Source organism: Microbulbifer echini (genome assembly GCF_041447225.1).
In the GTDB taxonomy this organism is placed as follows: Bacteria; Pseudomonadota; Gammaproteobacteria; order Pseudomonadales; family Cellvibrionaceae; genus Microbulbifer; species Microbulbifer echini.
The window spans coordinates 95,596-115,506 of the sequence record NZ_JBGMEL010000001.1 but is presented as its reverse complement, the minus strand read 5'-3'; the positions used below and the strand labels follow the sequence as shown (position 1 = coordinate 115,506).

Below are 19,911 nucleotides of genomic sequence, written 5' to 3'. Positions count from 1 at the left end.
GATGTCTCTGCGGTGTTCTGCAGGGTGCTGTAATGTAGATGCGGCGCGGCTGGCGCAAAAATGTTAATTGCCCTTCGCGATCAGTGCAATTGTCGGTCGCGTTTATCGACCTGATGGCGCTGCCAATGCGCCGCGGCCCACTTGAGAATATGTTCAGGTGTGACCTGCTTTAATGCATCGGGCACATGGAAGCCGAGAAAATCCAGGGCCGTGCAGAGGTTGCCAGAGGCATTGTTGTCATTAATTGCCGCCGCATGATTTTGCTTGCTAAGTTTTTGTCGGCCTCCGGGGCCCATGACCAGGGGCAGGTGGCCGAAGCGTGGAGCCTCGGTGCCGAGTAAACGGAACAGGCGGATTTGTGCGGCGGTGGTGTCAAGGAGATCGGCACCGCGCACGATATGGGTAATCCCCTGAGCGATATCATCGACCACCACGGCCAGCTGATAGGCGTAGAGCCCATCGCGGCGCTTGAGGATCGTATCTTCGCGAACAGACTGGATTTGCGTGCCGCGCCAGATATCCTCGAAGCGCTCTTCGCCTCCCGCGCACTGCAGGCGCAGAGCGCAGGCGCCTTGGTCATCGTTTTTTGTGCGACAGGTCAAGTTATCGTGCCCGCCGTTTTGACGGATCTGACTGCGCGAGCAGTAGCAGGAGTAAAGCACGGCCTGTTGGCGCAATTGCTCTAGCGTTTCTTCGTAGAAGCCATGGCGTCTGCTCTGCCATTCCACGGTGCCATGCCAATGCAGTCCGTGGGATTCGAGGGATTTTAAGATGCGGTCTGCTGCGCCGGGCTCTTCGCGTGGAGGGTCGAGATCCTCCATACGCACGAGCCAGTGCCCGCCGTGCGCGAGGGCGTCGAGATAGCTACCGAGTGCGCACACCAGCGAGCCGAAGTGCAGAGGGCCGCTCGGTGAAGGTGCAAAACGACCGATGTAGGGATTCGTTTTCTTCAAGGTGATTGGGGCGATCCTGTCGGTCGCCCTATCGAGCTGGGCGATCGGGGATGACCGCCGTAATGCGATTGGAATACATCAGCCGGAAAGCTGCTTTTCCTTGATTTCTGCCAGGGTTTTACAGTCCACACACAGGGTTGCGGTGGGACGTGCTTCGAGCCGGCGAATACCGATTTCAACACCACAAGCCTCGCAGAACCCGTAGTCCTCCTGGTCGATAAGTTCCAGGGTGGCATCGATTTTCTTAATTAATTTACGCTCACGATCGCGGGTGCGTAATTCCAGGCTGAACTCTTCTTCCTGGCTCGCGCGATCAGCGGGGTCGGGAAAATTTGCGGCCTCGTCTTTCATATGGGAAACGGTGCGGTCCACTTCCGCCATCAGTTCGGCCTTCCAGGCCAACAGCAAGTTGCGGAAATGCTCCTGCTGCTTCTCATTCATGTACTCTTCGCCCTTAGTCTCCTTATAGGGCTCAAAGCCGTGCAGAGAATCGGTGCTCGCAGCAGTTTTGGGCATAGTCGTTGCCTCTCTTTCTTTACGGGCCCCCGATAATGGGGGCGATACCACCAAATTCAATCTAGCCTAGACCGGAATCTTTTTGAGTGATGTTTTTTTCACCAATCAAATCACTTGCGGTGGCAGGCTAATCCTTGCCCCGGTTGCCTGTACCCCGGCGACCGAGAGCGAGGAAACTATCAAATCTGCGCGATTCGCGCCACAAATAGTTGTCTGCTATTTTGTGGCGCCGGAATGTACAAGAGTGCCAGCCAGTGAAGTTTTCCCCCGAGTTACACAAGGCGACGCTGTTGCGTCGCTACAAACGTTTTCTCGCCGATGTGGAGTCGGCAGACGGTGAGGTGTTTACTATTCATTGCCCAAACACCGGCTCCATGAAGAACTGTTGGGTTGAGGGCGGTGCCTGCTGGTATTCGGATTCTGGCAACCCCAAACGCAAGTATCGTCACACACTGGAGATCACTACTACGCCAGACGGTGCGCTCGCCGGAGTGAATACCGGGCGTGCCAATGCCTTGGTGGAAGAGGCGATACGCTCTGGGGTGGTCACTGAGCTGCAGGGATATGATGCTCTGCGTCGCGAGGTGCGCTATGGCGATGAAAATAGCCGTATCGACTTTCTCTTGTCTGGCGATGAGGGAGATTGTTATGTCGAAGTCAAGAATGTCACTTTGGCGGAGGGGGCGCGCGGTTATTTTCCCGATGCGGTGAGTGCTCGCGGCGCCAAACATTTGCGTGAGTTACAAAAATTAGCCGAGGGGGGAGTGCGCGCAGTGCTCTTTTACTGCGTGCAACACAGTGCAATTGAAAGTGTGCAAGCCGCGCGTGAAATTGATCCCGCTTATGCGGAAGCCCTCGACAAAGCCGTATCTGCCGGTGTGCAGGTACTCGCTTACAAGGCGCAGATCAGCGCGAGTGAAATCGTCCTTACTAAGGCCCTGACCTTTTGCTGAGATTGGCGGGAAAGGACTTGCCGGGCTGAGTTTCTCACCCGGCGGATAAACTTATTTTGCTAGCAGGGCGTAGAGACCATCCTGGGCGTACTCCACTGGCACGGGCGTGAGAGCGTCGCCGGTGCAGGGCCCTGCAATACATTCGCCGGTTTCGATGGTAAACAATGCCCCGTGGGAGGCGCACTGGATCAGCGCACCATCGGGGTCGAGAAACTGATCTTCCTGCCAGTCGAGGTTGATACCGCGGTGGGGACAGGTATTTTTATAGGCGAAAACCTCTCCGCCTTTCATTACCGCAAATACATTGTCGCTACCGGCGGCGGTGTCACCGAGGGAAAAGCCTTTGGATTGCCCTTCCGTTAATTCTTCGTAGCGGCACAGGAAGTATTTTTGCATAACTGGTCGGCCCTAGGCGCAATTATTGGTATTGGCGGCGCGATACCCCGCTAGAGAACAGCGGGGGGCACCGGATACTGCTCGCAATTACTGCGGCGCGGCGAGTGTAATCGAGGTGTAGCGGATTGTCCCGTCGCGCAGGACTCCCAGGGTGACCTGGTCGCCGGCCCGATATTTCTCCAGTGCGTTGAGCAGGTCGTCGTAGCTGCGGATAGGCTGGCGATCCACTTCCACGATCACATCCCCCAATTGCCACCCCCCCTGGCGAGTGCGGTGAATACCTTGCAACCCGGCTTTTTCCGCAGGCAAGCCCGGCGCTGTTCGCAGGACTGCGACCCCTTCGAAACCGTAGCGGCTGCTCCACTGATCCGGGGCGGATTCAATACCGAGAATCGGTCGTACCAGACGGCCGTGGTTAATCAATTGCGGCACAATTTTCTTTACGGTGTCCACCGGGATAGCGAAGCCGATACCCACGCTGGTGCCGCTGGGGCTGTAGATAGCGGTGTTTACCCCGATCAGGCGGCCGAGGGAATCCAGCAGGGGGCCACCTGAATTGCCGGGATTAATGGCGGCATCGGTTTGAATCACATTGCGGATGGTGCGGTTGTTGGCAGCCTCGATTTCGCGCCCCAGTGCGCTGACAACGCCTGTGGTCAAAGTGGTGTCGAGACCGAAGGGGTTGCCGATAGCGAGTACTTTGCGCCCTACCGCCAAGTTGCTGGAGGTGCCTGCCACCAGGGGTTTGAGCAGCTTTCTCGGAGCCTCAATTTTCAACACGGCCAGATCTTTTTCCGGCGCCGAACCAATCAAAGTGGCGGGCCATTCGCTGCGATCCTGCAGAGTGATGGTGACTTTTCGCGCCCCCTCGATGACGTGAAAGTTGGTAACCACATGCCCCAGCTCATCCCAGATAAAGCCACTGCCGGCGCCTTTGGGCACCGCGTGCAGGCGCAAGGTTCTGCGGTCGCGCACCAGTGTTTCATTGGTGACATAGACCACTGACGGACTGGCGAAATTAAACACCTGCATGGTGTTGCGCTCGTCATCGGTGGCGAACTCCTGTACCTGTGCGCACAGGGAGCCGGTGATAATAAACAGCAGTGCTGACAGGAGAATGGGCAGAGTTTTCAGCGGTGTCATGGATGCTAGTCTTCCCTTGATCACATTTGCGAGAAAGTTTACCTCGGCCACTGTGAGCGAGTGAAGACGGGGGCGCCTCAACAAACGGTGCCGCCCCAAAAAATTGCGGATAGATGGGGGTGAGCGTGGATTACTTGCGGAAATTTTGCAGAGCGAGGATGCGCTCATCCAACGGCGGGTGAGTGGCGAGCATCGCCCCCATATTGCCGAAGATACCGAAGGCTTTCATATTGCCGGGTAGAGGTTCCTCGTGGCCGCGTTCGGACTCGACTTTAAGCCGCTGCAGGGCCGCGATCATGGCGTTGGGACTGGCCAGAGTGGCGCCGGCGTGGTCTGCGCGATACTCTCGGCGGCGGCTGAACCAGGCGACGATAAACATGGCAAAAAAGCCAAAGACAATATCCATCACTATTGAAGTGACGAAGTAACCGATACCCAGGCCCTGCTCATTGCGCAGTATCACCCGGTCCACAAAGAAACCGACCAGGCGCGCGAAGAACATCACAAAGGTATTTACCACCCCCTGGATCAAGGCCAGGGTCACCATATCTCCATTGGCCACATGGCCGATCTCGTGGCCTATAACCGCCCGCGCTTCTTCGCGGCTGAAACGCTGAAGTAGTCCGGCACTGACAGAGACCAGGGCGTTGTTGCGATTCCAGCCGGTGGCAAAGGCGTTGGCCTGGGGCATGGGGAAAATACCTACGTCCGGCATGCCGATATTGGCTTTGCGCGATAGCTCCCGCACGGTTTCCACCAACCACTGCTCATCGGCGCTGCGTGGATCAGTGATAATTTGAGTGCGGGTACTCATGCGGGCGATGGTTTTGGAGAGGAGTAGCGAGATGAAAGATCCGCCAAACCCAAACAGCCCGCAGAGGAGCAGCAGGGCGCCCAGGTTCAGGTCCACACCATTGGCCTGGAGGATGCCCCCAATACCGAAAATATTGAAAATGATGCCGACCAGAACCAACACCGCCAAGTTGGTCAGCAGGAATAGTCCAATGCGCAACATCGGCTCTCTCCTTCTCTTTGCCCTTAGGCAAGTTTAGATAGGGCGCGGCGATTTGTGTGACAAAATTTGAATAGAATTTGAGCGCTCGGCCCCTCTCCAGGTCATTGCATTACAGGGAGGTAGCCGGGAAGTCGATGTGTTCGCTTTAGTCTGAACTTTGAGTGGCCAACAGACGGTCTGCCTCACTGGCCAGACGCTGTTTGAGGTCGGGGTCCAGGTCGTTCCAGTGAACGTCCATCAGCGCCCCTTGCAGGGCGTACAGCATAACGCGAGAAGCGTTGATGCCCCGATTGCGGATACTGATAAAGGCTTCCACAGGGCCGATGCGATGGAGATCTTCGTAGGAACGGATGCCTATAGAGTGAAGGATATTGACGGAGGCGAGCCCCAAATTCTTCAGTTTGAGTAGTTCTGATTGACTCGGGTGCATTCAGTTTTCCCTGCAAGTTTTTCCGTCCAGTGGCCGCGATCAGTCCTCAATCGCGGGACTGAACTTAACATAAATTAATGAGCTGCCAATAAAGATTACCGTCGCGGTTCATAAGACAGCGCCTATTACATTGTCTAGCAAATTCCGGTGGGTTTGCTTATTACACATTGCTCTTTGATAGAGTAGTGCCTGTGGGTTTACTCACTTTAGCCCGCCTTTTAAAAATCGCCTGCCGATGGGAGTCAAATGTTATCCACACCGCTTCAGCGTATGCTCTTTGGGCTTACCGATGAACACGTTATTCTCGATCCACCCTCAGGGCAGCTATTGCACCCGGAGGCCCTCGTCGCTTTCCAGCGTCTGAGTCGCGATGCACGCGATGCCGGTTTTAACCCTAAAGTGGTCTCCGGCTTTCGCAGTTTTGAGCGCCAGCGCACAATTTGGAATGGCAAGGCCCTAGGGCAGCGACCAGTGCTTAATAACGACGGGGTAGCACTGCAAATCTCTGAGCTGCCGCCGCTGGAACGGGTACTGGCCATACTGCGCTGGTCGGCCCTGCCCGGGGCCTCGCGCCACCACTGGGGTACCGATTTCGATATTATCGATGCCGCCGCCGTCGCCGCTGATTACCAGGTCCAGCTAACCCCGCAGGAAGTGGCCGATAACGGGGTCTTCGGGCCCTTTCACCAGTGGCTGGATCAGCGCATAGCCGCGGAGCAGAGCTATGGCCTGTTTCGCCCCTATGCCGAGGACCGCGGTGGTGTGGCACCGGAGCGCTGGCACTTAAGTTATGCTCCGCGAGCCCTGGAGCTACAGCATTTACTGACCGTTGAGCGCTTGGAAGAGCAGCTACGCGCTTGCGAACTGGCTTTGTGCGAGACGGTTTGCCTCGAGCTAGAGCACATCTATACGCGTTTTGTATGGATACCGGATCACTGCTATCCGGCAACGATGCCACTGTGAGAGAAAACCCTTGTACAGGGCCGTTGATTCTGCTGGGTGGCGCTTGAAAGGTCCTGATATTCTTGCGAAGCTGCGCCAGCCCAGGCGCCTAGATTGGATACAATGGGAAGCGCAGGGAAATGAGACCGAAAGGTGAGGAACTGATTATCGATAGCCAAATCGAGCCCCGTGACGTATGGAGTGCCATGCGCGTCGAGGCTGCCGCAGCCGCCAGTGACGAACCGATCTTGGCGAGTTATTTCCACAATACGGTGCTACGGCACAAGTCGCCGGAGCACGCCATTGCCGATCAGTTGGCCTCGGTGCTCGATCACAGCGCATTGACCGCCACGGCTTTGCAGGAGGTGATTGCCTCCGCCCTGCAGCGCGATCCGGAAATATCTCGCAGTATGCTGGCAGACATTTGCGCCTGGTACGATCGGGACCCGGCCTGTGATCAGTATTTAACACCATTTCTTTACTTCAAGGGGTTTCACGCCCTGCAATCGCATCGTATCGCCCACTGGCTGTGGAATCAGGGGCGTACTACCCTGGCGCTATATTTCCAGAGTCGGGTATCGGAGCAGTTTTCTGTGGATATTCACCCGGCGGCCAAATTTGGCCGCGGCATTATGATTGACCACGCCACAGGCCTGGTGGTGGGGGAGACCTCCGTGGTGGGGGATAACGTCTCCCTCCTGCATTCGGTGACACTGGGCGGCAGTGGTCGTGGTTCCGGGGACCGCCACCCCAAAATTGGTCGCGGCGTGATGATTGGCGCAGGCGCCAAGGTACTGGGGCCGGTGCGGGTGGGGGAAGAGGTAAAGATTGCCGCGGGCAGCCTGGTTTTGCACGATGTGCCCGATCACACCACAGTGGCCGGTGTACCGGCGCGCCAAGTTGGTGGGCGTATAGAAGGTGCCCCCGCCTTCACTATGGACCAGACTCTGGATTCCGAAGAATAAACCAGCCGTACAGGCATAACTCGCCAAGCAAGACAGAGAGGGATTGAGTGATGACGCAACGCACCTACAGCTTGATTTTTCGCGGGGATCTGGTTGCCGGGTATACCGCCGGCGATGTGAAGGCCAATATGGCGCGCCTGTTTAAAAGCGGCCCGCAGGGGGTTGAAAAGCTGTTTAGTGGACGACCGCTGATCTTGCGCAAGGGGCTCAGCCGGGCCCAGGCCGAACAGTTTCAAGCGACTTTAGCCAAGATCGGTGCCGAGGTAACTCTCAGGGATGAGAGCGGTAGCGAAACGGCCAGAACCACCATGGAGCAAAAATCGGCCGTTGAGCCCGAATCACAGGGACCTCGCGTTCCGACTTGGACGCTGGCGCCTATGGTAGGCAATCTGATCAAGGATCACGAGCGAGAGCGAAGCCAGCCTGTTGAGGTGTCCGTGGCGCATATTACCTTGCGCGAAGCGGAGGGCCCTTTGCTCGATAAGGGTGAGCGGCCCGAGCCTGTGCCAGTGCCACTCAATATTCCCCAGTGGACGCTCGATTAGGCGTGTGGTGGTGGTTGTCCTGCCCCCCTGGGTTACAGGCATAAAAAAACCGGCATACAGCCGGTTTTTTTATGCCTGCCAGCTCGGTAATACGGGGTATTACCGGGCCAGAAGAAGCGGCAATTAGCCTTCTTCTTTCAGGTAGCGCTCGCGGGAGGACATTATCTCTTTGCGCGCTTCTTCAGCGTCGGCCCAGCCTTCCACTTTCACCCATTTGCCAGCTTCGAGCGCCTTATAGTTCTCGAAGTAGTGCTCGATCTGCTTGAGCAGCAGCTCGGGCAGGTCGCCGATTTCCTGAACGTGATCGTATAGTTTGGTCAGCTTGGTGTGCGGTACCGCCAGCAGCTTGGCGTCAACACCGGATTCGTCGGTCATTTTCAGAACGCCGATCACACGCGAGCGGATTACGGAGCCAACCATTACCGGGTAGGGGGCCACTACCAGTACGTCCAGGGGGTCGCCGTCTTCGGACAGAGTCTGGGGCACATAGCCGTAGTTGGCCGGGTAAAACATGGGTGTGGCAACGAAACGATCCACAAATACGGCGTCTGAGTCCTTGTCCACCTCGTATTTGATGGGGTCGGAGTTGGCAGGGATCTCGATGATTACGTTGATGTCGCTGGGCAGGTCGTTACCTGCGGGGATCTTGTCGAAGCTCATTGCTGGTCCTGACTGGATAAAACGAAAAATTTGGAGCGCGGATTATATATGCAGTTCGGCACGGCTGAAAGCCACGCCCTTGGAGGAAATATCGGACGTCAATGATTGGCTGGCGGGTCTATCCTGTAAGTCATTGATAACAACAACGGGGCAGGGACGGTCATGATCAAAGCTCGGGAGGTAAAAACCGTTCAGGAGGCCCGTGCCATCGTAGAGGCGCGCGGTCTTAGTCATGTCAAAGTGGGCCTGTTTGATTTGGACGGGGTCATGCGCGGCAAATATATGAGTCGTGAAAAATTTTTCTCCTCTCTGGATAAAGGGTTTTCCTTCTGCGACGTGATACTGGGCTGGGATGTTAAAGATCAACTCTATGACAACGCCCGCTACACCGGCTGGCACACAGGTTACCCGGATGCCGCAGTACGCATCCTGCCGGACAGCTGCCGCGATATTCCCTTCGAAGACAATATGCTGCTGTTTTTGGCCGAGTTTGATGACCGAGCTCAGGCCGTGTGTCCCCGTGCAGCCCTGCGCCGGGTGGTGGAGCGCTGTCGGGCAATTGGTTTTGAGCCCTTTGCCGCCCTCGAATATGAGTTCTTTTTATTTGATGAAACACCCGAGTCGGTACGGGAAAAGGGTTTTCGCAACCTGAAGCCCTTCACACCGGACTGGTTTGGCTACTCGATGCTGCGCAATTCGGTCCACGCCGAGCTCTACCGAGAAATCCTCGATATGGGCGAGCAGATGGACTTCCCCATGGAAAGCCTGCACACAGAAACCGGTCCCGGCGTTCTGGAGGCAGCGATTACAGTGGATGGTGCCGAGGCTGCAGGCGATAAGGCGGCGCTGTTTAAAACATTTATGAAAGTGTTGGCACAGCGAATGGGGTTAATGGCGACCTTTATGTCCCGCTGGTCCAGCGATTACCCCGGACAGAGTGGGCATATACACCTCTCGCTGTGTGATGTTGATCGTGGCCATTCTGCTTTTTTCGATGGAAGCCGGTCCCAGGGCATAAGTGAAACCATGCGTCACTTTATTGCCGGTCAACAGCGTTTGATGCCGGAATTTCTGGCTCTGTTCGCGCCCACGATTAACAGCTATCGCCGCTTGGTACCTGGGTTCTGGGCGCCGACTGGCGCTAATTGGGGAGTGGAAAATCGCACCACGGCCCTTCGTGTTATTCCCGGATGCGATAAATCCCAGCGGGTGGAATACCGCCTCGGCGCAGCCGATGCCAATCCCTATCTGGCCCTGGCCGCCGCACTGGGTTCCGGCCTATACGGCGTGATGCAACAGTGGCAGCCCAGCGATCCGATTGAGGGCAATGCCTATGCTTTGGCCCCGCAGGCACAGCAAAAACTGCCGACCACGTTGTGGGATGCAGCGCAGCGCCTGAAAAACTCTGAAGCTGCATATGAATTGTTTGGCAGTGAATTTATTGAGCACTTCGCCGCCAGTCGCGAGTGGGAGGAGCGCGAGTATCGCCGCCATGTCACTGATTGGGAATTGGATAGGTATTTCGAAATTATTTAAATGGCATTCTAACAGTGCGCTTCAGTGTTTTTTATGTTGAAGGGAAATCAATGTATGCCGGTTATGCCGGCGATAACGGATAGTTAAAATGCACCACCTGCGTTGTATTTCCCCCGTTGATAACAGTGTGTATCTAGAGCGGGCCTTGGCCGGCGAAGCTGAAATTCGTGTAGCCCTGGATAGGTCGGCGTCTTCGCAAAGGGCCTGGCGCTTGACCCCTATGTTAGAGCGTATTGCCATAGTCCACCGTGCGGTGGAATTTTTTACTGAGCGAAAGCATCGACTGGCAGAGGAAATCTGCTGGATGATGGGCAGACCCATTCGTTATGCGCCGGGAGAAATAGATGGCTTTGCTGAGCGTGCCATCGCCATGGCGAACTTGGCGGAAGAGGCTCTCGCAGATATCCATTTGCCAATCAAGCCGGGGTTTTCCCGTTTTATACGCCGTGAGCCGCTGGGGACTTCCCTGGTGATAGCCCCCTGGAACTATCCCTATTTAACTGCGGTTAATGCGGTGGTGCCATCCCTGCTGGCCGGTAATGCGGTCATATTAAAACACTCTGCGCAAACGCCTTTATGCGCGGAGCGCATGGTGGAGGCTTTTAGGGAGGCGGGCCTGCCCTACGGGGTCTTTCAGTTTCTACATCTCAATCATTCAAATACACAACGTTTAGCCTGTGCTGATGAAATTCAACATATTGCTTTTACCGGTTCTGTGGATGCGGGGGCCAATATAGAGCGCACTATCGCTGGCCGATTTATCCAGTTGGGGCTGGAATTGGGCGGTAAAGACCCGGCTTATGTGCGGGAAGATGCAGACCTTAAGCAGGCGATAGAAGCAGTTGTGGATGGAGCCTTTTTTAACTCCGGTCAGTCCTGCTGTGGTATTGAGCGTGCCTATGTGCATGAAAATCTGTTTGATGAGTTTGTTGAGCGTGCCGCTTCATTAGTGGGTGACTACCAGTTGGGGCGGCCCGATAATTCTGACACAACCCTGGGTCCGTTGGTCAATGCGGAGGCTGCCGACAAGGTGCGAGGTCAAATTGACGAAGCACTGGCACAGGGCGCCCAGCCCCACCTCCAGAGTAATAAATTCTCCAAGGACAAACGCGGCACTCAGTATATGGCGCCGCAACTACTCACCGGTGTGCGCCACAAAATGCGGCTAATGCGCGAGGAATCTTTCGGCCCGGTTTTAGGGGTGCAAAAAGTGCATGACGATGGTGAAGCTCTAGAATTAATGAATAACAGCCCTTTCGGTTTGACGGCAGCTATTTTTTCACAAGATGAAGAAACTGCCCTGGCAATTGGCGATCACTTGCGAGTGGGCACCGTTTTCCTCAATCGCTGCGACTATTTAGACCCAGAGTTGGCCTGGAGCGGAGTTAAACAGTCTGGCAGGGGGTGTACTTTGTCCAGAGTCGGGTTTGAGCAGCTAACCAGGCCCAAATCATTTCACTTTAAAGTTGGGGGCTAGTAAACCAGTAAAGAGGGAAAATTTGTGAGGTGGATTACTTGTTGTATTTATGGATTGTTCTTAACTTATCCCCTAGTGCTAAACGCGGAGTCCTATGTTTATAGAGATATTGCTTTAGAGGTCCCTGATGGTTGGTCGATACGCAGAGAATATAATGACTATGTGGGGATAGAATTTTGCCAGAATGATACAGGCAATGTGATGGGGTTTTTTCTGAGGAAAGAGTTGTTGGTTAATGGAGGAGACCCCAGTGCGTTCTTAAAAATGCATCCTTTGGAGCATCCAGTTTCTTCGGTACAGATTGGCAAATATTCCGGTTACTTTGTCACTTTTACATCGGAAGGGAAGTGTTCGGCAAATTGGTTTTTGGGGGATGGGAGCGATCTACTGATAGCGTCCTATCAAGGTGACTGTCATTCAGTGGACTTTACTCCAGTGATTAAGTTGGTTGAATCTATCGAGCCCTTAGAAGATGTAGTCGATTAATGATGCTTCTGCTGGTTTTATAGGTCCAATTACTAAAATGACAATCGTGCTTTTTTCAGCTGTAGTTTGGCCTATGGATAATAACCCCGAGCTTTTACAGGTGGGATATCCAGATAGCGGCGAGGCCATGCACAGAAAGTTTGTTTTTAACCTTATCCTATCGGTTAAACGCATAGAGACTGTGGATAACTAGAAATTTTAAGTGGTTAGGCGGTAAAGGCAGAGAGGATAATGTGGATAAATACCGGGTTAACTGGAATTTCCCTACCAATATTTGGGTTGGTCCCGGCCGGATATCAGATCTTGCCAAAGCCTGCTCTGATCTCAATATGCAGCACCCCTTACTGGTAACGGATCCCGGTATTGCCGGCATACCATTGCTTCAACGCGCATTAGCGCCTTGTAAGGAATATGGCTTAAAGGTAGAGATTTTCTCCTCAATCAAGGGGAATCCCAACGGTGAGAATATTGACTGTGGTGTCGAGCTGTTACGAGTTAAAAATTGCGACGGCGTAATCGCCTTCGGTGGTGGCTCGGCCATCGATGCCGGTAAGGCGATCGCCCTAATGGCCGGGCAGCATCGTCCCATTTGGGATTTTGAAGATATTGGCGATAACTATAAACGCGTCGACCCGAACGGCATGGTTCCGGTGATCGCGGTACCCACCACGGCTGGAACGGGTTCAGAAGTGGGGCGGGTAGCCGTGATCACTGATGACGCCGCGCAAATCAAGCGATTGATTTTTCATCCGAATATCTTGCCGAATATTGTAATCCTGGATGCTGAACTAACCCTTGAGCTGCCCCCCGAAGTTACTGCGGCCACAGGGATGGATGCCCTTTCCCATAACCTGGAATCCTATTATTCGCGGATGTACCACCCCATGGCGGAAGGCATTGCCCTGCAGGGCATGCGGCTGATCAAGAATTATCTTCCTCGAGCGTACATGATTGGTACCGAGCTGAAGTCGCGACAACAGATGCTGGTAGCCTCCTGTATGGGAGCAACGGCTTTCCAGCGAGGCTTGGGGGCCATTCACGCCCTCGCACACCCTCTTGGTGCGCTTTACGATAAGCACCACGGCCTACTCAATGCCATATTGATGCCTTATGTCCTTGTCGCAAATCGGCCCGCCATAGAGATTCCCATGGGACAATTGGCGCTTTCATTGCAATTGAGCGGAAAAGACAGGTTTGAGAATGGCTTTGATGCCGTGTATGACTGGGTTATAGGCCTACGCAAACAGCTGGGTATTCCGCATACCTTGGAAGAAATTGGTATTGGAACGGATGATGCCGATAAGGTTGGTCGTATGGCTGCGGATGATCCCTCTGCCGCCAGTAACCCTATGTCTTTTAATGCGGTGGAATACCGCGATATTTTCCTGCGCGCCTGCCAGGGTGCTGTCACACTGTAAGAGTTTCCCTCTATAAGCCGACAGAAGATTACCTATCAATAGAATTGTCCAGAGGAATTCGTTATGCGCGGTATTTTAGCTCTGTTACTTCTTTTGTCAGCCACCCTCGGATATGCCCAGGATTCTCCTAATATCCGCACAGCGATTTTTGCCGGCGGTTGCTTCTGGTGTATGGAGCCACCATTTGACAAGGTCAAAGGTGTGCTGGAAACCACTTCAGGTTATAGCGGTGGCCATGTGAAGAACCCCTCCTATGATCAGGTTTCTGCTGGTGGTACCGGCCATGCCGAGGTGGTGCAAGTTAAATATGATGCAGACAAAGTGAGTTATTCTGAGTTACTCAATATTTTTTGGCACAATGTAGACCCCTTTGATGCCGGTGGCCAGTTTTGTGATCGGGGCGACCAGTACCGTGCAGAGATCTTTTATGGCAATGAAGAAGAGAAGAAGCTGGCTGAAGAGAGTAAGAAGAAGATAGAGGCTGAGCTGGGTAAGAAAGTTGTCACCCAGATAAAACCGGCGGCGACATTTTTCCCCGCAGAGGCCTACCATCAGAACTACTATCAACGTAATCCCCTGCGTTATAAATACTATCGTTTCCGCTGTGGGCGCGATCAAAGGCTTGAGGAAGTTTGGGGTAAAGCATCGGGTTAATTAAGTGATGCCTATATCGATATCTCTCTGAGGTCCACTCCTAAAGCTTGAAAAGTGGGTGGCGGTTATGACAAGAGTATGAAAAAAACAGCAATAGGGAAGTTACAGGAAGGTGAAGTCTTAGTTTCTGCGGCCGGGTTTCCCGTTCTCTACCGCTATATTGCTGCCGATGCCTCTAAGCCTTTGATGGTGTTTGTTCCGGGAAACTCTCATCTGGCGCGTATCTTTTATGGTTGCCCAGGAACTCGTGAAGATGATTTTGTCAGTTATTGGGTACATCGCGCAGGCTATCCTTTTCTTGCGATATCTTATCCTATTGCTAATCAAATATTTGATGGTTTCTTTCCCAGTTTCACAATTGCTGACTGGGGTAAGCAAGTTGTGGAAGTGATTGAAAAAGTGAGATCAAAAAATAACTTACAGGGTGAAGTGATTGTTTGCGGCTGGAGTATGGGGTGTAAAATTGCCGGAGCGTTAGGACGAGCGGCTATAGGTAAAAATATTTCAATTGCGATGTTTGTCGCTATGTCTGGAGATCCTGCAGTTCCTGGCTTTATCCCAAAGGCAAATGCAGAGAATATCACAATGACACCAGAGGGTTTGGCTAACCGTGAGTGTTTATATCCATGGTTCTTTAAATCTTTAGAAAAGCAGAATAGCTATAGCGGTCATACTATTCTGGAGCAGGATGTCTATCGGGAGCGAATATTGGGAGCCACTCCTGTGGGTTTGATCGGTGCAGGTTTAATGTACAAAGCTAACCGTTTTATTGAGGATTTTAAAGGAAGTTTGTTTTCTGCGAATACTTTCGACTATGAAAGTTATCCTTTTCCTGTAGTTATCCATGGTAACTCCCAATGTGATGCGGAAAATGTTTTGTTGAATGTATCTGATTGGGCGTTTATTCGGGATCGAATTTTGATTAAGGAAATACTTGGTGTTAAGAGCTTAGATAAACTTTCTCCTGCGCAATGGGAAGGCTTGAAAACTATTATTGAAACCTCAGGGAAATACTTTTCTCAGAGTGTGCCGGGGGGGCATTTCTTCTTTTTAGGCAGTGTTGGAGCAAGAGCCATTCCAGAAAAAATCAAATTGCTTTTTCTGCGTGTCAAAAGTGTTCAAGACTTATTTAACCGTTAGTCAATGAACATATAGCTCGATCTAGGATGGTTTTTATAAGTTCGTTCGGAGGGAGTCCCAATGGTTTGTTGTAGGCTTTCTGGAAACTAATTAAGCGTTTACAATAAAACCAAAGGGATAATAGGTTAAGCAGGTATAGAACCTAAAGAGTTCTATTGTTCTTATTTTTTTAAAATGTCAGCTAAATACTGTACAAGCTGTTCGCGCTGAAGCCGGGTTGTATTGGCGCACCCGAGTACCAGGCCAGATATTTTTTTTTCTCTAGCATCAGACAGTGAAAGAGGCGCACTGCCAAATCCCCTTTGGATTAGTTTTTCTGAAAGACGAGTATCATCATACATGGGGGTAAGTATAACTACATACATAGCTACACTACTTGTAACTAGTTCGACACTAGGCTCTAACCAGAATCTAATTAACTCACACAAGTGGTCCCATTTCTTTTGATAGTTTTTTTGCATTCTACGTATATGTCGAACGAAATGTCCTTCGTCCATAAAGTCAGCTAATATTGCCTGGTAGAGTAGGGTGGATGGGCCTGAAAGTACAGATTTTGTATCTGTAAAGGATGATGCCACTGACTTGGGTACCACAAGGTAGCCTAATCTTAAGCTGGGAATTAAAACCCTATTGAAGCTACCAATAAATATTACAGGGGTATTTTCCCGCATGCCTTGTAAAGCAGCTTGTGGTTTTTCTTGAAATGAGAAAGAGCTGCTGGCTTCATCTTCCAGTATCCAGCACTTAGAGTTCTCCGCCCAGTCCAATAGCTTATTTCTATCATCAGGTGGGATAACTCCGCCCATAGGATGCTGATAGTTTGGAGTTGTATAAAGAATTTTAGCGTTTAAGTCATCATTTAATATTTGATCTATGTCTAGATGATTTCTTTTTAATTTTATTAGATTAATCCTTGCATTCATTGAGTTAAATGCAAATCGGGCACCCCGAAATCCAGGATTTTCCATTAATACAGAATCACCAAAATTTAATATGGTTTGAGCGCAAATGTTTAAAGCCTCCTGCCTCCCGTTCGTAATAATGATCTGATCTGAAGTGCAGCGAACACCCCGTGAAACAAGCAAATACTCTGCTAGCCTTTCTCTTAAAGGAAGATATCCGGTTGGGTCTCCATATCCGCTAATTGGAATTCTATCTTGATGTTGTCGATAAATTTTATTCCAAATTGAAAAAGGAAAAGCTTTTAGATCAGGAACTCCTGGTGAAAAAGGAAGTAGTGTGGGCCATCTGGATATTGTGCGGGGTCTGGATTTTAAAAACTCACTAAATTTTGACAGCCTAGGCAAGGAGTTGTCACGGAATTTTTCCTTATTGAGAGAGTGAGGGTTTTGGAATTCAACAATACCGGGAGGTAGGTGTTTGGAAACAAAAACACCTTTTCCAGCCTTGCTAATTAGACAACCCTCGTTTTTTAATTGTTCTATAACTTGGGTAACTGTATTGCGACTAATATTTAAGCATTCGGACATTCTTCGTGATGACAGAAGTTTTGAGCCTGCTGCTAATCGGCCGTTAATTATCCACTCTATCAATGCTTGATAGAGTTGCTTCTGAAGGGGTTGAGTTCTATTGAGGGATAAGTCAGAAAAGTCTGGAGTGCTCACCGCTTGCACCATGGAATATTCAAAAGTGGATCTTGTCAGGTTTTATTTTTTATCTATATTGGCTTGCTTATAATTAATTTTTTGGCTGTGTAAGTGTAGGAAATATCCATAAAAAATTTTCTCGGGAGGTTTTTATTGTTTAGCTGTGGCATCTTGTTGAGAATAATAATCATTTGTGATTTTGTATGTTTTATATTTGTTTGTAATGAGCGAGGGGGTCCTCAATAGGCTTTTAAATTGACCTGTATTTATAGATTATATTTTCAACTCAAAGTATTTTTTACTTGGGACTGCAATTCCTTAATGGTATCAGTCTGTGTGTCTTATCGGGAGCTGGCACCATAGTTTTTTTCAAACTGGCCCTTACTCTCTACAGGAGGTTTGTCAAATTTTATCAGGCAATTGATACTATACAGTTTCAAAAAAAATTAAAAATATTTTGATAGGTATCTAATAATAAAATAGGTAGTCTTGTGTAGGTGCTGCCTTGGTGAGTGCTTATCAGTCTGTCATTGTAAAAAATTAGTTGGTATATTTTTCTGTCCTTTGGCGACAAAGGTCTCCTCAGCTGATATATAAAGGCCAACATGTGGGTTCTTCTTGCAAACTAAATGGTATCTAATTTAATTTTGTTCATATCATTAATATCGGTAGTATGTCTTTTTATTCATAGTGCGATAAATGGTGGTATGTATGAGTGGGAGGTATAGAGGGCGGGTTCATAAATAGTAGGCTATCTAGGGAATTTAATAAACGTATCCCATAATTGGTGCAAGCGATTCAGGTGAACATCTAAATAGTCTTAATTGATTCCATCAGTTATAGAGAATGATGCTACTTTTTTTTCGGATAACAAGCACAATTGGTAATAGGGGCCAGCGGGCAGAGTTGGCGTCTCTAAAGACCAAGAGAAAAGCACCCGTGAGCTACTATCAGTTGATAGAGAGTGCGCGATACTAGGTTTATAGCTTGGAAAAATATGAATGCATACAAGCAATAATCGCCAGTTATTGGAAAGGTAACCATCGACGATCAATAGAGAGCTTCGGTGTATTGTTGGACTGCGAGGATGTCGCCCTGGTCATGGCATCAGCGCTTAAATATTGGGCCCTGCCAAGTATGCAAAGCATGAAGCGTAACTGATGAGATGCTGCAACAAGCGGTTGTCTTTCTAGGAAAGAGTTATGCTTAGAATAAAAAGCGAGTAACTTAAAAAGGCACAAAGATCTATATTTGCACCAGGAAATGGTCTGCCAGATAATTTATGCCAGATAAATCTTCTGGGGGCGATTTATGGGGTCTCTGAAAAATTAACTTCTAATATTAAATCAAAACCTAACTTGACACTCAGAGGGTACGGCTGTCGGTACGTTTGCTTAGTGGATAACTGGGGCTGCCCGAACTTCCAGCCGCTGCCGTGGAATAAGGGCATCCATCTGAGAAAGAATGTTCTCTCGGTGATTTTTACGGCGTTTCCGAATATATTCCGTATTGGCAAAATTCACTTGATACATAATTTAATGTGGCCTTGCTGGGTAGGTGAGTAGTGCCAAATTACCTCAGGATTATTCAGTGGCTCCTAAGGTTGATTGATAACTAAATCTATTTATTCTCTATTCTAAATCTATCTATGTGTAGCAAAATATAAAATAAAGGAACAATTGATAAAAAGGTCAAGTGCAAGGCGAGGATGTCGCTTTCTTTACTAGTAGGGGGGGTGGATAATGCGATTATCCACAGCATGAAAAATAAGGAAAACAATAAACGTTTGTCAAATCTTGATATGGAATCGAAAATCTTACTTCCTAGCAGACAGTAACGCCAGGATTTGTGCTTTAACATATCAAAAAAATAGTATAGACCACAGGTTAAGCTCACCAACGTTGTGAGTAGTAGCTCAAACACCCAGGCTGGAGGTTTTCCAGGGGTTGGGGGCCAAACATTGGTTACTCCGAATTCGGTAAAGGAGAGAATGGCGAATAGTCCGGTAGTCAATAGAACGATAGGGAACCGAAAAACTAATATGACCATACAGATTGCGGCAGAGACTTCGAAAATCCTTTGAATGGGCATAAAAATATTGGCATGTTCTGCAACCCAGGCTAATGCGTTGCGAAACCATAACGGGGTGTTTCCGTATTCTACATAGGATTTCACCAGCCCTCTATAGCCCTCTACGGTAAACCAGTTCAGTAAGCTGTCTTCATAAACCTGGAAAATCAACATAACACCAATGGTGATGGTGAACAGGTTAATCCAATGCCCTACCAGTAGGTTGGATTGTTCTGTCTGAAAGATCATGCGATATCGGTCTAAAAATTTTGAAAGTATTGCTAGGGCGGCAATGGTGATACTGGATAAAAGGCTGGCTAGAAGTATATGATTGCCGCCGTTGCGCGACATCAAAAATATCGCGAACAACACGCTAGATGCCACAATCACCCAGAGGCACCAGGACAAAAAGCTTATATCGGGTGCCAGAATACTGCCCAATAGACGCTGGTGATAGGGGGTTGGATGGGATGAGGCTTGATCGGATGGTTTCTGAATGTTCGGGGTGAAGCTACAGATGCTTACCGCTAAGACTAATGCATACAAAGCCGGTGATAAAAACTCAAAGAACCAGCTATTTTCGCCCATATAAGTAAAGCCCCATAATACTATGAAGCTCACAAACATGAGTAGGGCGCCTAGAGTCATTAATACCCGCAATATTAAGAGTACCCCGGCAAGTAGAATGGCAAAATGCAGTGAGTAGGTCAGGATCGTGATGTGCGGGGTGAAAAATATGGCTAAAGATTTAAGAGCTGCGGGAACTTCTTCCGTTCGAATATGCTGCTCTAATACGGCTGCAAAGGCCTGCGGAGCCATCTTGCCATTCAGGCAGCGCATAATGACCAGTTGGATACAAGCGGCGCCTAAAAAAAGGCTTATCATGGCTAGCCATGCCGTTGACGAAGGCGCTGCTTTACCCTGATTAGTATCTAAAGTTTGGCTGGAATTGTGCATAAACCCAGCCTAGTTGAATTCGATCCCCATAGATCAATACCTGTGCCA

19 protein-coding genes are annotated in these 19,911 nt (G+C 50.4%); 10 read left to right on the top strand and 9 right to left on the bottom strand.

All coding sequences use genetic code 11. The features are described from left to right. Positions 1–80: 80 nt before the first annotated feature. Both gluQRS and dksA read right to left on the bottom strand, forming a co-directional pair. Complete coding sequence (gene gluQRS / locus ACCI51_RS00450) at positions 81–953, bottom strand: tRNA glutamyl-Q(34) synthetase GluQRS (RefSeq protein ID WP_299579217.1); 873 nt, start codon at positions 951–953, stop codon at positions 81–83. A 78-nt stretch (positions 954–1,031) separates the two neighbouring features. After that, entirely contained in the window at positions 1,032–1,469 is a 438-nt protein-coding gene (dksA, locus tag ACCI51_RS00445; RefSeq protein ID WP_299579214.1) for an RNA polymerase-binding protein DksA, read from the bottom strand. A gap of 254 nt (positions 1,470–1,723) precedes the next feature. Between dksA and sfsA the strand changes: the two genes are divergently transcribed. Further along, on the top strand, positions 1,724–2,422 hold the full coding sequence (gene sfsA, locus ACCI51_RS00440) for a DNA/RNA nuclease SfsA (protein ID WP_299579211.1): 699 nt from the start codon (positions 1,724–1,726) through the stop codon (positions 2,420–2,422). A gap of 51 nt (positions 2,423–2,473) precedes the next feature. On the opposite strand, the gene ACCI51_RS00435 is transcribed toward sfsA, so the two are convergent. From ACCI51_RS00435 to ACCI51_RS00420, 4 genes are all read right to left on the bottom strand, one after another. Then, entirely contained in the window at positions 2,474–2,818 is a 345-nt protein-coding gene (locus tag ACCI51_RS00435) for a Rieske (2Fe-2S) protein (RefSeq protein WP_371842209.1), read from the bottom strand. Positions 2,819–2,905: 87 nt separating this feature from the next. Further along, on the bottom strand, positions 2,906–3,961 hold the full coding sequence (locus tag ACCI51_RS00430) for a S1C family serine protease (RefSeq protein WP_299579205.1): 1,056 nt from the start codon (positions 3,959–3,961) through the stop codon (positions 2,906–2,908). A gap of 130 nt (positions 3,962–4,091) precedes the next feature. Continuing rightward, positions 4,092–4,976 carry a protease HtpX gene (gene htpX / locus ACCI51_RS00425; protein WP_299579202.1) on the bottom strand — a complete coding sequence of 295 codons (885 nt, stop codon included), beginning with the start codon at positions 4,974–4,976 and terminating at the stop codon, positions 4,092–4,094. Between the two features lie 145 nt (positions 4,977–5,121). Beyond that, positions 5,122–5,406 (bottom strand): TfoX/Sxy family protein, encoded by a 285-nt coding sequence (locus ACCI51_RS00420; RefSeq protein ID WP_299579199.1) that lies wholly within the window; start codon positions 5,404–5,406, stop codon positions 5,122–5,124. 246 nt (positions 5,407–5,652) lie between these two features. On the opposite strand from ACCI51_RS00420, the gene ACCI51_RS00415 reads away from it, so the two are divergent. The 3 genes from ACCI51_RS00415 to ACCI51_RS00405 all read left to right on the top strand — a co-directional run bounded on the left by ACCI51_RS00415 (position 5,653) and on the right by ACCI51_RS00405 (position 7,858). Then, on the top strand, positions 5,653–6,369 hold the full coding sequence (locus ACCI51_RS00415) for a M15 family metallopeptidase (protein ID WP_371842208.1): 717 nt from the start codon (positions 5,653–5,655) through the stop codon (positions 6,367–6,369). A gap of 119 nt (positions 6,370–6,488) precedes the next feature. Further along, entirely contained in the window at positions 6,489–7,313 is an 825-nt protein-coding gene (cysE, locus tag ACCI51_RS00410; protein WP_299579193.1) for a serine O-acetyltransferase, read from the top strand. Between the two features lie 50 nt (positions 7,314–7,363). Then, a complete protein-coding gene (locus ACCI51_RS00405; protein ID WP_371842206.1) occupies positions 7,364–7,858 on the top strand; it encodes a hypothetical protein in 495 nt (164 codons plus the stop codon). A 123-nt stretch (positions 7,859–7,981) separates the two neighbouring features. Here the strand turns inward: ACCI51_RS00405 and ppa are convergent, their stop codons facing one another. Then, on the bottom strand, positions 7,982–8,518 hold the full coding sequence (gene ppa, locus ACCI51_RS00400; protein WP_299579187.1) for an inorganic diphosphatase: 537 nt from the start codon (positions 8,516–8,518) through the stop codon (positions 7,982–7,984). A 162-nt stretch (positions 8,519–8,680) separates the two neighbouring features. Between ppa and ACCI51_RS00395 the strand changes: the two genes are divergently transcribed. The 6 genes from ACCI51_RS00395 to ACCI51_RS00370 all read left to right on the top strand — a co-directional run bounded on the left by ACCI51_RS00395 (position 8,681) and on the right by ACCI51_RS00370 (position 15,229). Then, on the top strand, positions 8,681–10,054 hold the full coding sequence (locus ACCI51_RS00395) for a glutamine synthetase family protein (RefSeq protein WP_371842205.1): 1,374 nt from the start codon (positions 8,681–8,683) through the stop codon (positions 10,052–10,054). Between the two features lie 88 nt (positions 10,055–10,142). Next, positions 10,143–11,531 carry an aldehyde dehydrogenase family protein gene (locus ACCI51_RS00390; protein WP_371842204.1) on the top strand — a complete coding sequence of 463 codons (1,389 nt, stop codon included), beginning with the start codon at positions 10,143–10,145 and terminating at the stop codon, positions 11,529–11,531. A 24-nt stretch (positions 11,532–11,555) separates the two neighbouring features. After that, a complete protein-coding gene (locus tag ACCI51_RS00385; protein WP_371842203.1) occupies positions 11,556–12,017 on the top strand; it encodes a hypothetical protein in 462 nt (153 codons plus the stop codon). Positions 12,018–12,250: 233 nt separating this feature from the next. After that, positions 12,251–13,435: an iron-containing alcohol dehydrogenase gene (locus ACCI51_RS00380; RefSeq protein WP_371842202.1), complete on the top strand. Its 1,185-nt coding sequence runs from the start codon at positions 12,251–12,253 to the stop codon at positions 13,433–13,435. Between the two features lie 63 nt (positions 13,436–13,498). Then, entirely contained in the window at positions 13,499–14,089 is a 591-nt protein-coding gene (msrA, locus tag ACCI51_RS00375) for a peptide-methionine (S)-S-oxide reductase MsrA (RefSeq protein WP_371842201.1), read from the top strand. Between the two features lie 78 nt (positions 14,090–14,167). Beyond that, positions 14,168–15,229, top strand: a complete 1,062-nt coding sequence (locus ACCI51_RS00370; RefSeq protein ID WP_371842200.1) for a lipase family protein — start codon at positions 14,168–14,170, stop codon at positions 15,227–15,229. A gap of 161 nt (positions 15,230–15,390) precedes the next feature. On the opposite strand, the gene pdxR is transcribed toward ACCI51_RS00370, so the two are convergent. Then, entirely contained in the window at positions 15,391–16,854 is a 1,464-nt protein-coding gene (pdxR, locus tag ACCI51_RS00365) for a MocR-like pyridoxine biosynthesis transcription factor PdxR (RefSeq protein ID WP_371842199.1), read from the bottom strand. A gap of 1,602 nt (positions 16,855–18,456) precedes the next feature. Further along, positions 18,457–19,863, bottom strand: coding sequence for a hypothetical protein (locus tag ACCI51_RS00360; protein WP_371842198.1), 1,407 nt, complete (start codon positions 19,861–19,863; stop codon positions 18,457–18,459). Positions 19,864–19,911 lie beyond the last annotated feature (48 nt).

Bases quoted from the DNA above. Each gene is read 5' to 3' on its own strand.
- dksA (WP_299579214.1), bottom strand. From the start codon at position 1,469: ATGCCCAAAACTGCTGCGAGCACCGATTCTCTGCACGGCTTTGAGCCC.
- ACCI51_RS00435 (WP_371842209.1), bottom strand. From the start codon at position 2,818: ATGCAAAAATACTTCCTGTGCCGCTACGAAGAATTAACGGAAGGGCAA.
- ACCI51_RS00430 (WP_299579205.1), bottom strand. From the start codon at position 3,961: ATGACACCGCTGAAAACTCTGCCCATTCTCCTGTCAGCACTGCTGTTT.
- htpX (WP_299579202.1), bottom strand. From the start codon at position 4,976: ATGTTGCGCATTGGACTATTCCTGCTGACCAACTTGGCGGTGTTGGTT.
- ACCI51_RS00420 (WP_299579199.1), bottom strand. From the start codon at position 5,406: ATGCACCCGAGTCAATCAGAACTACTCAAACTGAAGAATTTGGGGCTC.
- ACCI51_RS00415 (WP_371842208.1), top strand. From the start codon at position 5,653: ATGTTATCCACACCGCTTCAGCGTATGCTCTTTGGGCTTACCGATGAA.
- cysE (WP_299579193.1), top strand. From the start codon at position 6,489: ATGAGACCGAAAGGTGAGGAACTGATTATCGATAGCCAAATCGAGCCC.
- ACCI51_RS00405 (WP_371842206.1), top strand. From the start codon at position 7,364: ATGACGCAACGCACCTACAGCTTGATTTTTCGCGGGGATCTGGTTGCC.
- ppa (WP_299579187.1), bottom strand. From the start codon at position 8,518: ATGAGCTTCGACAAGATCCCCGCAGGTAACGACCTGCCCAGCGACATC.
- ACCI51_RS00395 (WP_371842205.1), top strand. From the start codon at position 8,681: ATGATCAAAGCTCGGGAGGTAAAAACCGTTCAGGAGGCCCGTGCCATC.
- ACCI51_RS00390 (WP_371842204.1), top strand. From the start codon at position 10,143: ATGCACCACCTGCGTTGTATTTCCCCCGTTGATAACAGTGTGTATCTA.
- msrA (WP_371842201.1), top strand. From the start codon at position 13,499: ATGCGCGGTATTTTAGCTCTGTTACTTCTTTTGTCAGCCACCCTCGGA.
- ACCI51_RS00370 (WP_371842200.1), top strand. From the start codon at position 14,168: ATGAAAAAAACAGCAATAGGGAAGTTACAGGAAGGTGAAGTCTTAGTT.
- ACCI51_RS00360 (WP_371842198.1), bottom strand. From the start codon at position 19,863: ATGCACAATTCCAGCCAAACTTTAGATACTAATCAGGGTAAAGCAGCG.